Origin of the sequence: Klebsiella spallanzanii (assembly GCF_902158555.1) — a bacterium.
Lineage (GTDB): Bacteria > Pseudomonadota > Gammaproteobacteria > Enterobacterales > Enterobacteriaceae > Klebsiella > Klebsiella spallanzanii.
This window is the reverse complement of record NZ_CABGGS010000023.1, coordinates 523,231-538,484: the sequence shown is the minus strand read 5'-3', so window position 1 is coordinate 538,484 and position 15,254 is coordinate 523,231. Positions and strand designations below refer to the sequence as shown.

Annotated in this window: 11 protein-coding genes; 4 read left to right on the top strand and 7 right to left on the bottom strand. The window is 54.7% G+C overall.

Features of this window, described 5'->3' with window-relative positions; all coding sequences use genetic code 11:
* Positions 1-49: 49 nt before the first annotated feature.
* The 3 genes from FN082_RS17505 to FN082_RS17495 form a co-directional block, all read right to left on the bottom strand.
* Positions 50-307 (bottom strand): HPr family phosphocarrier protein, encoded by a 258-nt coding sequence (locus FN082_RS17505; protein WP_110275523.1) that lies wholly within the window; start codon positions 305-307, stop codon positions 50-52.
* Positions 304-2,421, bottom strand: coding sequence for a BglG family transcription antiterminator (locus FN082_RS17500; protein ID WP_142982005.1), 2,118 nt, complete (start codon positions 2,419-2,421; stop codon positions 304-306). Before FN082_RS17500 ends, FN082_RS17505 begins: the two co-directional genes overlap by 4 nt.
* A 357-nt stretch (positions 2,422-2,778) precedes the next feature.
* Positions 2,779-3,897 (bottom strand): succinylglutamate desuccinylase/aspartoacylase family protein, encoded by a 1,119-nt coding sequence (locus tag FN082_RS17495; protein WP_139536531.1) that lies wholly within the window; start codon positions 3,895-3,897, stop codon positions 2,779-2,781.
* Positions 3,898-3,911: 14 nt separating this feature from the next.
* On the opposite strand from FN082_RS17495, the gene FN082_RS17490 reads away from it, so the two are divergent.
* Complete coding sequence (locus FN082_RS17490; RefSeq protein WP_110275571.1) at positions 3,912-4,367, top strand: Lrp/AsnC family transcriptional regulator; 456 nt, start codon at positions 3,912-3,914, stop codon at positions 4,365-4,367.
* On the opposite strand, the gene FN082_RS17485 is transcribed toward FN082_RS17490, so the two are convergent.
* From FN082_RS17485 to FN082_RS17470, 4 genes are all read right to left on the bottom strand, one after another.
* On the bottom strand, positions 4,368-5,093 hold the full coding sequence (locus FN082_RS17485; protein ID WP_139536532.1) for an ABC transporter permease: 726 nt from the start codon (positions 5,091-5,093) through the stop codon (positions 4,368-4,370).
* Entirely contained in the window at positions 5,090-5,782 is a 693-nt protein-coding gene (locus FN082_RS17480) for an ABC transporter permease (protein ID WP_139536533.1), read from the bottom strand. Before FN082_RS17480 ends, FN082_RS17485 begins: the two co-directional genes overlap by 4 nt.
* Positions 5,783-5,846: 64 nt before the next feature.
* Positions 5,847-6,620, bottom strand: coding sequence for an ABC transporter substrate-binding protein (locus FN082_RS17475; RefSeq protein ID WP_110275528.1), 774 nt, complete (start codon positions 6,618-6,620; stop codon positions 5,847-5,849).
* Positions 6,621-6,648: 28 nt separating this feature from the next.
* A complete protein-coding gene (locus tag FN082_RS17470) occupies positions 6,649-7,410 on the bottom strand; it encodes a dimethylarginine dimethylaminohydrolase family protein (protein WP_112213163.1) in 762 nt (253 codons plus the stop codon).
* 384 nt (positions 7,411-7,794) lie between these two features.
* On the opposite strand from FN082_RS17470, the gene FN082_RS17465 reads away from it, so the two are divergent.
* The 3 genes from FN082_RS17465 to mdtC are packed head-to-tail and all read left to right on the top strand — an operon-like array spanning position 7,795 to position 15,254.
* Positions 7,795-9,054 (top strand): MdtA/MuxA family multidrug efflux RND transporter periplasmic adaptor subunit, encoded by a 1,260-nt coding sequence (locus FN082_RS17465; RefSeq protein ID WP_142462807.1) that lies wholly within the window; start codon positions 7,795-7,797, stop codon positions 9,052-9,054.
* The gene (locus FN082_RS17460) at positions 9,054-12,176 is read left to right on the top strand and encodes an MdtB/MuxB family multidrug efflux RND transporter permease subunit (RefSeq protein WP_142982004.1); all 3,123 of its coding nucleotides are present in this window, start codon (positions 9,054-9,056) and stop codon (positions 12,174-12,176) included. The genes FN082_RS17465 and FN082_RS17460 overlap by 1 nt, the downstream gene beginning before the upstream one ends.
* Complete coding sequence (gene mdtC, locus FN082_RS17455) at positions 12,177-15,254, top strand: multidrug efflux RND transporter permease subunit MdtC (RefSeq protein WP_142462809.1); 3,078 nt, start codon at positions 12,177-12,179, stop codon at positions 15,252-15,254.

Genomic DNA, 15,254 nt, shown 5'->3' with positions numbered 1-15,254 from the left:
AAAATTATTGTCCTTATTACATCCTGATGTCTGACATAGTATAACCGCATTAATTTAATGTATAAAAAAAGGCAGTGAGTTCATCGATCGCCTGTTCTTCATCCTCTCCCTCTACCTTGATAATAATTTTGTCGTTTTTACACGCTCCCATACTCAGTACGGAGGTAAAACTTTTGGCGTTAAAAATCTCACCATCTTTTTCAAAGGTAATTTTACTCAGATAAGAAATAGATTTATCAACAAAGTCCGCTGCGGGTCTGGCATGCAACCCTTCATCACTTTCAATAATAAATTCGCACATTTTCATATTACATCCTCATACTTGTTCTCATCGATTAAAAACCGATATAGTTCTTGCTCAGAAGTACAGTTACGCAGTGATTTCATTAGGCCATCATTTTCCACCATCGCAGCTAGCATGGTGTAAAAACCGGCAATACTTCCATCAATTTTGCCATCAGACGATCTTTTAAAACCAACCATAAAGACTACATCCACCCCCTGCTCTCCTCCCCAGTCGACGGGTTCGCGTAGTAACGTTAATGAGATAAAATTCACCTTCACCAGACCCGGATCGCCGTGAGTCAGAACAACGCCAGGAGCAATTTCTGTTGGGGAAACTTTTTCTCTCTCTAACACAGAGGATAAATAAAGTTCATCACAACAGCCTGTAGCCGCCGCTTGCTGGCAAACATATTCCAGCACCGCATTGTTATGTTTAATTCCTGAAACGACGAATAGCATCTCAGGCAAGATATACTGATGATAACTTTTTACTTTACCGTCCGTTTTTTTCTGTAGCGTTTGCAGCATCTTGCTTTTTTGCATCTTCTTAACGGTTTCTTTAATCAGAGAAAGATCATAAGGTAACAATACATCATTGACGTGGATAACAACCTCTTTACTACGCTGTAGGGGCACTGTACTCACAACCAGATCGCAGTAATTATTATCCAGCTGGTCTAGCTCTCTTAACGAAAAAATACCAACAATTTCAACCTGAGTTATTGCCCGCTGTATTTTTTGCGCGACAAATTGAGAGATGCCAATACCATAATTACAGACAATGGCGATTCTAATTTTCTTAAACGCTAAACTTTGTGCATTTTTAATACATAAGGTAATCAGGCTAATTTCTTGTTCATTCAATGTTAGATGATAACGTTGCTCATATAGCAAACTGCAAAGCTCAACTTCAAGATATAAATCAAGGTAAGAAAATTTGACCTGCCTAATCAATGACTGAGAAGCACCGGCTTCAGCCCGATTTATACCAAGGATATTACGATAGACCATCGGTCTAATGAGTAAAATCAAGCGCCATAATAATTGTTTATCTCTCAGCAACCCGCGACTGACCACATGACTTAACGATAAAATAAACTCCTGAATAGTTTCCTCAAGATGCCGTGGTGAAGCACAAACCTGAACTCTGACGCTCTCATCATTAACGTCATTTAACTCGCTGGCGAGTAAAACAAGTGTCGTATATCGTACATCATCAGCTGAAAATACAATCCTGGTTGCAGTATGTAACTGCTGGCAAAGGTAATGCGCCATTTCTTGCTCAGGACCTACATCCCAGGCTTCCGATGCAGCAGCAGTCAGGTAATCTTTAGCCATCTTCTGGCGATGCATAACAAGCACGAAGGAAAATATTAACCATACGCAGGAGTCATAGGTATAAGAGACATTATATTGTTGCTCCAATTCTTCAATCGCTCGCATAATCGGTTCAAAATATTGCATTTCTCTGGAAAACATCATTTTGAGCGTAAGATAATCGGCGCCATCAAAATATTTTTTACTGAGAGCATGTGTAGATGAATAAAGACGCTCTGCGAATGCTTTTTTCTGGCAACGCTTTAGTTCAATAAATAAATACCAAAATAACTTACGCCTAACTACCTCAGTGCAGGATAATTTATAGGTTGCGTTAGATTTGCAAAGTTCAATGCCAAAAGGCAGGAGCCAGGACTCAACTTCGAGCAGATATTTTTTTATCGCGCCTTTATCTAAATAAACACAATCTGCCAACTCCTGGGCGGACACCACCGGCCGTACCAGCAAAACCATTAGCATGCGGCACATACGGTTTTTTATACGTTCATCAATTTTATTCTCAACAAAGGTCGTGGCTATTTTTTCGTAAGCCGTTTTTTCCATTTCGAGGAAAAATCCTTTATTAGTTTTAGCCAGCAGCCGACCGACATTATGATTAACAACTTCATTTCTGATAACATCCAGATCGCTTCTTACCGTTTTTTCTGAATAAGACACCTCATCAGCAATATCCTTTACTGTGACATAATCTCTGATCACCCAAAGCATCTCAAAAATTTTACGTTGTCTAACAGTAAATAACATCACGGCAATTACCCCATCAGAAATAATTATTGCAACAATATTATGCCCCAGCACCAACCTGTATCATTCTTACTATCATCGATACTAGCAGCGACATTTTTTTAAGCAAAGTCAATTAATGACACAATCCAATGGTCATTATTCCTTTTTTTCCATATTCGGTGGATCAAGATCACATTTATCAAAGAGAGGACTTAAAGACTATTACTGCGAAATAAATCACAATTTATTCAATGAGAATGAAGTTTTTAGCGTGAGACATCACACTTTATTGCCAGTTTCTTTTTGATTGAGGGTAAAAATTCATCAGGAATCAATAAAACAGATGCTGATAGAGTATCAGGGAAGAATACGCTAACGGCGGTTAACTTCAGGTCATCGATAACCGCCAGGGATAGATAACGTTATCGCTTACATCGCCAGCCCGCCTCCGCCGCTGAACGGCTGCTCACCGGCGATTTTCATCACTTCCGCCCCGAAGGTCACAAACGGCGCACGACGGCTGGCATAGATCAGACCGCCCGCTTTAGGCCGTACCGCTTTGACCATATCAGTCAGCGGATCGATGATTTCCGCCACGACGTCATCGCGACTCACCCACTCGCCGGGCTGTTTTAGCTGGACCAGAATGCCGGTCGCCGGGGCGGTAATAATCTCTCCGGCCTCAAAAGGCAGCATCACCGTTTTCTGCTGCGGCACCTCGGGCCTGGCGCCTGCCAGCACGCCGCGGTATTGCAAATAGCGATAAATACGTTCGGCGTCGTCGCAGGCGGTGGCATGATTCACATCCTGCTGGCCGCGCAGCTCTACGGTCACCGCCATGCAGCCGGGCTGCTGCTTGCGCCATAACGGATTAAGCGCTGCCAGACGCTGCCACGGCAGGCCGCAGGCCTCATCAAACGAGTTGCCTCCGCTCTCCTGCGACAACAGCACGGCGCCAATGCCGAGAAAAGCCGCCAGAACGCTGGCTTCGTTTCGCCAGGCCGGATCGGCATAGAGATGCAAAATGGCCTGGTCGTCGCAGTGCAGATCCAGCACCAGGTCAGCATCACAGGCGAGACTCAGTAAATGATGACGCAGTGCCTGAACCTCGCTACCAGCAGGAAGCGTCGCCAGCGCATACTGCATCGCCACGCGCACCTGTTTTAGATATTCAGAGCGCGAAACAGGGGGCTCGGTGTCTAAGTGCTGGTGCGCCAGAGCAGCGAGGTCGGGAAAATCGCGGTTAAAGTTGCGCCCACTCGCCAGATCAAAACGACCAATACCGCTGTTCAGCAGTACCTGCGCCAGCCCCGGCGGGTTCGCCACCGGCACGAGAATGATTTCGCCGCGCAGCTCGCCGCGCCGTTCCGCCTGGCTGAGTAATCTTTTAAGATAATGCGCAACCAGCATGCCCGGAATTTCATCAGCGTGCAGTCCCGCCTGCAGATAGACTTTCTCTCCTGTACCGGGTTCGCCGAAATGAAAATGGCTTAATTGCCGCTGCCCACTGAGGGCATGTTCAGGTAATGTATAGTGTTTAATTTTCATTGGACGTCCTGGTTGTGGAAAAGAAAACCCGGCTTGACCGTATCGATCACAAGATCCTTGAAATCCTGCGCCGGGATGGCCGCATCTCTTATCAGAAGCTCTCGGAGCAGGTAAACCTCACCGCGCGCCCCTGCCTGGAACGCGTGCGCGGCCTTGAGCGCGATGGGATCATTCGCGGCTACAGCGCCATCATTGAATTGCCTGAGCCGGAGCACGCTTTTGTGGTACAAGCGCAAATCGCGCTGGCTGACCACGGACGCTCGCAGCCGGTGTTTGAACAGGAGATGCGCCAGACGCCCGAAGTGCTGGACTGCTGGCTGGTCAGCGGCAGCTTTGACTTCCTGGTACGGATTGGCTGTCGCAGCATGGCACACTACTGCCAGCTGGCGGATAGCTGGCTGACCAGTAAAAAGTTTCATGTTGATAAAATCGTTACCCTGACCGAACTCCAGTCCATTAAGCGCTCCTGATTAGCCGCGACGGATAAACGCCAGCCAGCGCCGTTCAGCGCGTGAAAAGGTGAATATCAGCATAAAAGTGCACAGCAGATACAGCGCGGCGGCCATCAGAAACGGAATAAACGGCGAATAGGTCATGGCGTAGAACGCGCGCGCCACGCCGGTGATATCCAGCAATGTCACGGTGCTGGCCAACGATGTGGCATGCAGTAAAAAGACCATTTCATTATTTAGCGCCGGGATCCCGCGTCGCAGGGTGGCAGGCAGAACGAGGCGGCGAACAATTTGCCATTTCCTCATACCGTAGGCCTCGCCGGCGACCCATTCCTGGCGCGGGAAAGTTAGCATCATTCCCGCCAGCAGCTCAGCGACGTAGGCTGAGGTATTCAGTACCAGCGCTAACGTGGCGCAGAAGGTGGCATCGCGGAACAGCAGCCAGAACGGCTGGTCGTTCATCCAGCCCGTCTGCACTATATCGAACTGCGACAGGCCGTAGTAGATCAGCATCAATTGCAGATAAAGCGGCGTACTGCGGAAAAAGTAAGTAAAACCGCGAACGGGCAACGCCAGCGCCCGTGGACCGTAAACCTGCCCCACCGCCATCAGTATCGCCAGCACCATGCCTGGAATAATTGACAGCAAAAACAGCTCCGCCGTCACCGCCAGCCCGCTTGCGGCACCGTTACCATCGCTCCATAAATAGCTGGGAATCGCATCGATAAAGGTTTGCAGATTCATAGTGCCGCCCCCGCCGTTGAAGAGCGCAGCGCGTAGCGTTTAGCCAGACGACTGAACAGCCAGCTGGAAAGCGCGGTGATCACCATATAAATCAGCGAAACCAGGAAATAGAACAGAAACGGTTTTTGCGTGGCGCGACCGGCCTGTTCAGCCAGCCATACCATATCCTCCAGACCGAGGATCGACACCAGCGCCGACGCTTTCATCAGCCCCAGCCAGTTATTGTTGATACCCGGAATCGCGAAGCTCAGCATCTGCGGTAGCATCACCCGACGAAATACCGTCCACGGGCGCATACCATAGGCCTGCGCCGCTTCGGTTTGCCCGCTATCCACGGTAAGGAACGCGCCGCGAAAGGTCTCGGTGTAATAAGCGCCGAAGACAAAACCAATGGCCAGCACGCCGGAAATAAAGGTGTTGAAGCGCACTGGCCCCAGCCCCACTAAACTCAGCAGTAGATTGACCAGCATCTCGCCACCGAAGAACAGCAGCAGCATAATGACCAGTTCCGGAATACCGCGCACCAGCGTGGTGTAACCGGTGGAAAACAGGCGCAGCCACGGCGGGCCAAAGAGTTTCACCAGCGAGTTAATCAGCCCCAGCAGCAGAGCCACCAGTAATGAAGAGAGCATCACGCACAGCGAAAGCGCCGCGCCGCGTAACAACAGGGGTAAATAGTCTGCGACCATATTCAGCCTTCCGCGGATGTCGTAAAGCGGCGCAAGCCATTGCCTGCGCCCTCGCCTTCACGACTTATTTGCCATAAATATCAAAGCTAAAGTACTTTTTCTGGATAGCATCGTAGGTACCATCAGCGCGGATGGCCTTGATAGCGCCATTTAGCGCGTCACGCAGCGCCGGATTATCTTTATTCACCGCAATCCCAACATCGGAAGAGATGCCGCCGTCCTGAATAACCGGGCCGGCAAAAGCAAATTTTTGCCCGCGCGGGGTATCAATAAAGCCGGTCGCCGCCTGGATATTGTCCTGCAAAGCGGCGTCGATACGCCCGGAAAGCAGGTCGAGATAGACGTTATCCTGGTTTGCATAACCAACGATTTTCACGCCATGATTGGCCCAGTTGGCCTTAGCAAAAGCTTCATGAGTGGAGCCTGTCTGTACGCCGACGGTCTTGCCTTTCAGGCTGGCAACTTCCGGCAGCAGCGGGCTACCTTTACGCGCAACCAGCTGCGCCGCGCTGCGATAGTAGCGATCGGTGAAATCCACTTCCTTTTTGCGCTCATCGGTAATATTGAGCGAGGCGATAATGGCATCGAATTTATGCGCATTCAGCGCAGCGATCATGCTTTCGAACGGCTGCTTAACAAAAACGCATTTGGCTTTTAGCTGCGTACAGAGCGCATTAGCGATATCGATATCAAAACCGGTAATTTCACCGCTGGGGGCCAGGACGTCAAAAGGCGGATAGCCGCCATCGACGCCAAAGCTGATGGTGTCAAACTGCTGGGCGGCCAGCGGCGCGCTGAGCGCCATACAGGCCAGTAATGCGGCAAGGCGTGTTTTCATTTCGGTTTCCCCGGTGTCGGCGCGGTGATTAAAAACGCAGTGAGAGGCAGGTCAGCCCGCCATCCATTTTCTTAAATTCGCTGGTGTCGAGTTGCACAATGGGCATTCCCAGCTTGCTGATTTCGCCCAGGGTATGGGGGTAACCCTGCGGCGTAATTAAGGTATCGTTGATCCACAGCGTATTACCGGCGTAGGACTCTTCTTCCGGGATAACGATGCTGTTAAAGCCGCTAAACGCCGGATGGTTAACGTAGCCTTCCGTCAGCAGCAGCGTGTTACGACCAACATAGTTGACTATCGATTTCAGATGCAGCCCGGCGCTGACTTCAATCGCCGTGACCTGATAGCCGTGTGGCTCAACGGCGGCGGCAAACTCGCGAATGCCTTGCTCATCGGTACGCGCCGTCAGGCCGATAAAAAACTGTTTGTCGACCAGCAGCACATCGCCGCCGTCCATATGCCCCCGCTCGCTCATCTGCACCAGCGGCCGAAAGCCCGCCAGCACCGGCGCGATGGTGTCAACTTCACCCTGGCGGCTCGGTGCGCCAGGATGGGTAATCACCGCCAGTTCCGGCATCACCACCGCGGTATCTTCAACAAAGTGCGCATCCGGATAATCTGCCGCAGCAGGGAGTACGGTGACCTTCAGGCCAAGTTGCAACAGGGTTTCTACATAGGCGAGAAACTGGCGAGTGGTATTGGCAATATCCGGCGCGCCCAGTTGGGCAGTAGTTTGTCCTGCACCGCAGGTAGCGGCCGGAAGACGAGCGATAGCTTGGGTAAAATGCATAAAGAACCTTCTGGTATGGGTCGCTTTGATTAAGACAAAACACTGAGTGGATTTGATTATTAAACAGATACGACCGCCAATCAGGCTGAATCATCACTCCGGGCGGTGTATTCACGCTGTATATCAGTTCAGGTGCGACGTATTCCGCTGTCGACATCAAGAAAGCGCGGCGACAGAGCGATAAACGTTCGCATTCACATGCTCGACAGGTAACAATCGATAAGCATAAATTACGCGTAACTATTCACCGTAACTGGCTCAACAAAAAGCGTTTTATCCAGACATATCTCAACAGTCTTTTCATAATTCCTCCATTTTTAAGCAGCGTTCACTGACTAAACTAGTATCATTCCGTGAAACGTTTCAGGATGAGATAGCAAATTAATGAAAGGTAGCAATAAAAGCCGTTGGGTAGCCGTTCTGGTCATCGCGATCGTCGCGGGCGCCGCGTACTGGTTTTGGCAGGGTCGCGAAGCGGCAAACACACCGTCAGCAACGGCGGCAGGCCCGGGCCAACAGGGGCCGGGACCAGGCGGTGGACGCCACGGTCGTTTTGGCGCAGCCCTCGCGCCGGTGCAGGCAGCAACGGCCACCAGCGAATCGGTCCCACGCTATCTCTCCGGCCTCGGTACGGTAACGGCCGCCAACACCGTTACCGTCCGCAGCCGCGTCGACGGTCAGCTTTTGGCTATCCACTTCACCGAAGGCCAGCAGGTAAAGGCGGGCGACCTGCTCGCCGAAATCGACCCCAGCCAGTTTAAAGTTGCTCTTGCCCAGGCTCAGGGCCAGCTGGCAAAAGATCAGGCCACCCTGGCCAACGCTCGTCGCGATCTGGCGCGCTATCAGCAGTTGGTCAAAACTAATCTGGTATCACGCCAGGAACTGGATACTCAGCAATCGCTGGTCAGTGAAACCCAGGGCACCATCAAAGCCGATGAGGCCGCCGTCGCCAGCGCCCAGCTGCAGCTGAACTGGAGCCGGATCACCGCGCCGATTGATGGCCGGGTCGGCTTAAAGCAGGTGGATATCGGCAACCAGATCTCCAGCGGCGATACCACCGGGATTGTGGTGCTAACGCAAACTCACCCTATCGACCTGGTCTTTACTCTTCCTGAAAACCAAATCGCCACAGTGGTTCAGGCGCAAAAGGCGGGCAAAAACCTGGTCGTCGAAGCCTGGGACCGTACCAACAAACAGAAAATCAGCGAAGGTTCCCTGCTGAGCCTCGATAACCAGATTGACGCCACCACCGGCACCATCAAGCTTAAAGCACGCTTTAATAATCAGGACGACGCCCTGTTCCCGAATCAGTTCGTCAACGCCCGGATGCTGGTGGATACCGAGCAAAACGCGGTGGTTATTCCGACCGCAGCCCTGCAAATGGGCAATGAAGGCCATTTCGTCTGGGTGCTGAACGACGAAAACAAAGTCAGCAAACATACGGTGACGCCAGGGATTCAGGACAGCCTGAAAGTGGTGATTAACGCCGGACTTTCCGCAGGCGATCGCGTGGTGACCGACGGCATCGACCGCCTGACGGAAGGCGCAAAGGTTGAAGTTGTAGAAGCTCACGACGCCACCACCGCAGCTGAACCGGCGAAAGCCACCAGCCGTGAATACGGTAAAAAAGGAGCGCGCTCCTGATGCAAGTGTTACCGCCGAGCAGTACGGGTGGCCCTTCCCGTCTGTTTATCATGCGCCCGGTAGCGACGACGCTGTTAATGGTGGCCATTATGCTGGCCGGGATTATCGGCTATCGGTTCCTGCCCGTTTCGGCGCTGCCGGAAGTGGATTACCCGACAATTCAGGTGGTGACGCTCTATCCCGGCGCCAGCCCGGACGTCGTGACCTCGTCGATTACCGCCCCGCTGGAGCGCCAGTTTGGCCAGATGTCCGGCCTCAAGCAAATGTCGTCCCAGAGTTCGGGCGGCGCATCGGTGGTCACGCTCCAGTTCCAGCTTACGCTGCCGCTGGACGTTGCCGAGCAGGAAGTACAGGCGGCCATCAACGCCGCCACTAACCTGCTGCCGTCAGATCTGCCCAACCCGCCGGTCTACAGCAAAGTTAACCCCGCCGACCCGCCGATTATGACCCTCGCGGTCACCTCTTCCGCGATTCCGATGACTCAGGTCGAAGATATGGTGGAAACCCGCGTGGCGCAGAAAATCTCCCAGGTTTCCGGCGTTGGTCTGGTGACCCTGGCGGGCGGTCAGCGCCCGGCAGTGCGCGTGAAGCTGAACGCTCAGGCCATTGCCGCCCTCGGACTCACCAGCGAAACCATTCGCACCGCGATTACCAGCGCCAACGTTAACTCGGCGAAGGGTAGCCTGGACGGCCCGTCGCGGGCGGTTACGCTTTCCGCCAACGATCAGATGCAATCAGCAGAGGATTACCGCCGCCTGATTATCGCCTGGCAGAACGGCGCGCCGATTCGCCTCGGCGACGTCGCGACAGTTGAACAGGGCGCGGAAAACAGCTGGCTCGGGGCATGGGCCAACAATCAGCGGGCAATCGTAATGAACGTTCAGCGCCAGCCGGGGGCCAACATCATTTCCACCGCTGACAGCATCCGCGAGATGCTGCCACAGCTGACCGAAAGCCTGCCAAAATCGGTCAAAGTGCAAGTGCTTTCTGACCGCACCACCAATATTCGCGCCTCGGTCAGCGACACCCAGTTCGAACTGATGCTGGCCATCGCCCTGGTGGTGATGATTATTTACGTGTTTCTGCGCAACGTCCCGGCGACCATTATTCCCGGCATCGCCGTGCCGTTGTCGCTGGTCGGCACCTTCGCGGTAATGGTGTTCCTCGACTTCTCGATTAACAACCTGACGCTGATGGCCCTGACCATCGCCACCGGGTTTGTGGTCGATGACGCCATCGTAGTTATCGAAAACATCTCGCGCTATATCGAGAAAGGCGAAAAACCGCTGACCGCCGCCCTGAAAGGCGCAGGTGAGATCGGCTTTACCATTATCTCCCTGACCTTCTCGCTGATCGCGGTGCTGATCCCGCTGCTGTTTATGGGCGATATCGTGGGCCGCCTGTTCCGCGAGTTCGCCGTCACCCTGGCGGTGGCGATCCTTATCTCGGCAGTAGTGTCGCTGACCCTGACGCCGATGATGTGCGCCCGCATGTTAAACCACGAGTCGCTGCGCAAGCAGAACCGCTTCTCCCGCGCCAGCGAACGCTTCTTTGAGCGGGTGATCGCCGTCTATGGCCGCTGGCTGAGCCGGGTGCTAAATCATCCGTGGCTCACGCTGAGCGTGGCCCTCAGCACGCTGGTGCTGTCAATTATGCTATGGGTGTTTATTCCAAAAGGCTTCTTCCCGATTCAGGACAACGGCATTATCCAGGGCACGCTACAGGCCCCACAATCGGTGTCGTTCGCCAGCATGGCCGAGCGCCAGCAGCAGGTTTCCGCCGTCATTCTTAAAGATCCGGCGGTGGAAAGCCTGACGTCCTACGTCGGGGTTGACGGCACCAACCCGGCGCTGAACAGCGCCCGCCTGCAAATCAACCTTAAGCCGCTGGACGAGCGTGACGATCGCGTACAAACGGTCATCGCCCGCCTGCAAAACGCGGTGGACGGCATTCCCGGTATCGAACTTTATCTTCAGCCAACCCAGGACCTGACGATTGACACTACCGTCAGCCGCACCCAGTACCAGTTCACGCTTCAGGCCAACTCGCTTGATGCGCTAAGCAACTGGGTACCGCAGCTGTTGACCCGCCTGCAGGCATTGCCGCAGCTCTCCGACGTCAGTAGCGACTGGCAGGATAAAGGCCTGGCGGCGTATATCAACGTTGACCGCGACAGCGCCAGCCGTCTCGGCATCAGCATGTCCGATATCGATAACGCGCTGTACAACGCTTTCGGTCAGCGCCTGATTTCCACTATTTATACCCAGGCAAACCAGTACCGCGTGGTGCTGGAGCATGATACCCAGGCGACGCCGGGCCTGGCGGCGCTGGATAACATCCGCCTGACCAGCAGCGACGGCGGGATCGTGCCGCTTACCGCAATCGCCAAAGTGGAGCAGCGCTTTACCCCACTGTCGATTAACCATCTCGATCAGTTCCCGGTCACGACTATCTCATTTAACGTACCGAACAACTATTCGCTGGGCGACGCGGTAGACGCTATCCTTGACGCCGAGCAGGCGCTGGAGTTCCCGAGCGATATCCGCACCCAGTTCCAGGGCAGTTCTCTGGCCTTCCAGTCGGCGCTCGGCAGCACCGTCTGGCTGGTGGTTGCTGCAGTGGTGGCGATGTATATCGTGCTCGGCGTGCTGTATGAAAGCTTTATTCACCCGATCACCATTCTGTCCACCCTGCCAACGGCAGGCGTCGGCGCGCTGCTGGCGCTGTGGCTGGCCGGTAGCGAGCTGGACGTTATCGCCATTATCGGCATCATCCTGCTTATCGGTATCGTGAAGAAAAACGCCATCATGATGATCGACTTCGCGCTGGCCGCCGAACGCGAACAGGGCATGCCACCACGCGAGGCGATTTATCAGGCCTGTCTGCTGCGTTTTCGTCCGATCCTGATGACCACCCTTGCCGCCCTGCTCGGCGCGCTGCCGCTAATGCTTAGTACCGGCGTCGGCGCGGAGTTGCGTCGTCCGCTGGGGATCGGCATGGTCGGCGGTCTGATGCTCAGCCAGGTGCTGACGCTGTTCACCACTCCGGTTATCTATCTGCTGTTCGACCGCCTGTCGCTGTATATGAAAAGCCGATTCCCCCGGCGTGAGGAGGAGGCGTAAGTGAAGTTTTTCGCGCTCTTCATTTACCGTCCGGTGGCGACGATTCTGATTTCGCTCGCCATCACCCTGTGCGGCATCCTCGGCTTCCGCCTGCTGCCGGTTGCGCCGCTGCCGCAGGTGGATTTTCCTGTCATTATGATCAGCGCCTCGCTGCCCGGTGCTTCGCCAGAAACCATGGCCTCTTCGGTGGCGACGCCGCTGGAGCGCTCTTTGGGGCGGATTGCCGGGGTGAACGAGATGACCTCCTCCAGTTCGCTTGGCAGTACGCGAATCATTATGGAGTTCAACTTCGATCGCGATATCAACGGTGCCGCGCGCGACGTGCAGGCGGCGATTAACGCTGCGCAAAGCCTGCTGCCGAGCGGTATGCCGAGCCGCCCGACCTATCGCAAAGCTAACCCATCCGACGCGCCGATCATGATCCTTACCCTCACCTCGGATACTTACTCCCAGGGTGAGCTGTACGATTTCGCCTCTACCCAGTTGGCGCAGACTATTGCCCAGATTGACGGCGTGGGCGACGTTGACGTCGGCGGCAGTTCCCTGCCCGCCGTGCGCGTTGACCTCAACCCGCAGGCGCTGTTTAACCAGGGTGTGTCGCTGGACGCGGTACGTACCGCTATCAGCAACGCTAACGTGCGTAAACCGCAGGGAGCGCTGGAAGACGCCTCCCATCGCTGGCAGGTGGAAACCAACGACGAGCTGAAAACCGCCGCCGAATATCAGCCGGTTATCGTGCACTACAATAACGGCGCGGCGGTACGCCTCGGCGACGTCGCCAACGTCACCGACTCGGTACAGGATGTGCGCAACGCCGGGATGACCAACGCTAAACCGGCAATTCTGCTGATGATCCGCAAGCTGCCGGAAGCCAACATTATTGAGACGGTGGACAGCATTCGCGCCCGCCTGCCGGATCTGCAGCGCACGATCCCGGCATCTATCGACCTGCAAATCGCCCAGGACCGGTCGCCCACCATCCGCGCCTCGCTGGAAGAAGTCGAGCAAACGCTGGTGATTTCGGTTGGTCTGGTGATCCTCGTGGTGTTCCTGTTCCTGCGCTCGGGACGCGCAACGCTGATCCCGGCGGTGGCGGTTCCGGTCTCGCTGATTGGCACCTTTGCGGCAATGTATTTGTGCGGCTTCAGCCTTAACAACCTGTCGCTAATGGCGCTGACCATCGCCACCGGCTTTGTGGTCGATGACGCCATCGTGGTGCTGGAGAATATCTCCCGCCATCTTGAAGCGGGTATGAAGCCGCTTCAGGCCGCGCTACAGGGAAGCCGGGAGGTGGGTTTCACCGTGCTGTCGATGAGCGTATCGTTAGTCGCCGTCTTCCTGCCGCTGCTGCTAATGGGCGGCCTGCCGGGAAGATTGCTACGTGAATTTGCCGTTACCCTGTCGGTGGCGATCGGCATTTCGCTGGCGGTGTCGCTGACCCTGACGCCGATGATGTGCGGCTGGCTGCTGAAAAGCGGCAAGCCCAACGAGCCGACGCGCAAACGCGGTTTTGGCCGCCTGCTGGTGGCGATTCAGGGCGGGTACGGCAAGTCGCTGAAATGGGTGCTGAAGCACAGCCGCTTAACCGGCCTGGTGCTGCTCGGCACCATCGCGCTGAGCGTCTGGCTCTATATCTCTATTCCCAAAACCTTCTTCCCGGAGCAGGACACCGGGGTACTGATGGGCGGCATTCAGGCCGACCAGAGCATTTCATTCCAGGCGATGCGCGGCAAGCTGCAGGACTTTATGAAGATCATCCGTGAAGATCCGGCGGTGGATAACGTCACTGGCTTTACCGGCGGCTCGCGGGTGAACAGCGGAATGATGTTTATCACCCTGAAGTCCCGCGATGAACGCCACGAAACGGCACAGCAAATTATTGACCGGCTGCGTAAAAAACTGGCGAAAGAGCCGGGGGCCAACCTGTTTCTGATGGCGGTACAGGATATTCGCGTCGGCGGACGTCAGTCCAACGCCAGCTACCAGTACACCCTGCTGTCGGACGATCTTGCTGCGCTGCGCGAGTGGGAGCCTAAGATCCGTAAAGCGCTGGCGGCGCTGCCGGAACTGGCGGATGTTAACTCGGACCAGCAGGATAACGGCGCGGAGATGGGCCTGGTTTACGATCGCGACACCATGTCGCGGCTCGGTATCAGCGTGCAGGATGCCAACAACCTGCTGAACAATGCCTTTGGTCAACGGCAGATCTCAACCATTTACCAGCCGCTGAACCAGTATAAAGTGGTGATGCAGGTCGATCCGGTTTATACCCAGGACGTCAGCGCGCTGGATAAGATGTTTGTGATCAACAGCGAAGATAAACCCATTCCGCTCTCTTATTTCGCCAAATGGCAACCGGCCAACGCCCCGCTGTCGGTGAACCATCAAGGGCTGTCGGCAGCCTCGACCATCTCTTTCAACCTGCCGACCGGTAAGTCGCTGTCAGAAGCCAGCGATGCCATTAACCGGGCTATGACCCAGCTTGGCGTGCCGTCCAGCGTACGCGGGTCGTTCGCCGGGACCGCGCAGGTGTTCCAGGAAACGATGAATTCCCAGGTGATTTTGATTCTGGCGGCAATTGCCACGGTCTATATCGTGCTGGGGATCCTCTATGAGAGCTACGTTCATCCGCTGACTATTCTCTCGACCATTCCTTCCGCTGGCGTCGGTGCGCTGCTGGCGCTGGAGCTTTTCGATGCCCCGTTCAGCCTAATCGCGCTTATCGGGATTATGCTATTAATTGGCATCGTGAAGAAAAACGCCATCATGATGGTCGACTTTGCCCTTGAGGCGCAGCGCAACGGCAACCTGCCGCCGGAAGAAGCCATCTTCCAGGCCTGCCTGTTGCGCTTTCGCCCGATAATGATGACCACCCTGGCGGCGCTGTTCGGCGCGCTGCCGCTGGTTATCTCCGGCGGCGATGGCTCCGAACTGCGCCAGCCGCTGGGGATTACCATCGTCGGCGGTCTGGTGATGAGTCAACTGTTGACCCTGTACACCACGCCGGTGGTCTATCTGTTCTTCGACCGTCTGCGGTTGCGTTTTTCGCGAAAACTCCATCAACCGGTAAGCGAATAA

Coding starts and splice junctions, on each gene's coding strand:
- FN082_RS17475 (WP_110275528.1), bottom strand. CDS start 6,620: ATGAAAACACGCCTTGCCGCATTACTGGCCTGTATGGCGCTCAGCGCG.
- FN082_RS17460 (WP_142982004.1), top strand. CDS start 9,054: ATGCAAGTGTTACCGCCGAGCAGTACGGGTGGCCCTTCCCGTCTGTTT.
- FN082_RS17485 (WP_139536532.1), bottom strand. CDS start 5,093: ATGAATCTGCAAACCTTTATCGATGCGATTCCCAGCTATTTATGGAGC.
- FN082_RS17470 (WP_112213163.1), bottom strand. CDS start 7,410: ATGCATTTTACCCAAGCTATCGCTCGTCTTCCGGCCGCTACCTGCGGT.
- FN082_RS17465 (WP_142462807.1), top strand. CDS start 7,795: ATGAAAGGTAGCAATAAAAGCCGTTGGGTAGCCGTTCTGGTCATCGCG.
- FN082_RS17495 (WP_139536531.1), bottom strand. CDS start 3,897: ATGAAAATTAAACACTATACATTACCTGAACATGCCCTCAGTGGGCAG.
- FN082_RS17505 (WP_110275523.1), bottom strand. CDS start 307: ATGAAAATGTGCGAATTTATTATTGAAAGTGATGAAGGGTTGCATGCC.
- FN082_RS17480 (WP_139536533.1), bottom strand. CDS start 5,782: ATGGTCGCAGACTATTTACCCCTGTTGTTACGCGGCGCGGCGCTTTCG.